The sequence below is a fragment of the Pseudomonas sp. 05N434 genome (assembly GCF_056396965.1).
Map to the genome: position 1 here is coordinate 1 of NZ_JBFTMK010001067.1, position 539 is coordinate 539.

Genomic DNA, 539 nt, shown 5'->3' on the forward strand with positions numbered 1-539 from the left:
CCCACAAGGATTGTGGCGAACAGTTTCCTGTGCAGCACCCTTTCATGAATCACCAAGGAATTACTTACATGTCCTGGATGCCTCCCAAGCATGTCCTGTTGTCGCCGATTACCGGTGATGACGGAGCCGAGATCGAGCAGATCCAACTCAAACCGTTGTACTACGCCGCGCAGAAAGAGGCCCTGGCCCGTGCCGGCGATGATGAGGACGATCAGTTCTTCGAGCTGGCCAAGTTGGCCACGGGGTTGTCGGTCAAGGAACTGGACCAGCTCAAACGCCCGGACTACGTGAGCATCGCGCAGTACGTGCATGAGATGTCGACTCGCCCTGCTTCGTACTTTCTGGAACAGCAAGCGCAGGGCGAACAATCGGTAGACCCCGATCAAGTGCAACTGCTGCAACCACTCAACGTGGCGGGCCGCAGCATGACCTCGCTGACCCTGGAAATGCCGGTGCTGCGCGCGACCAAAGCGATGAAGAAACTGAAAACGGCCAAAGAACGCGCCGAGTTCATCACCGCCCATTGCACCGGGCTGATG

General features: G+C 57.7%; 1 protein-coding gene. It reads left to right on the forward strand.

The features are described from left to right. Nucleotides 1-68 precede the first annotated feature (68 nt). A partial coding sequence (locus AC1DLB_RS31745; RefSeq protein WP_477786500.1) for a phage tail assembly protein occupies nucleotides 69-539 on the forward strand: 471 nt, incomplete at its 3' end.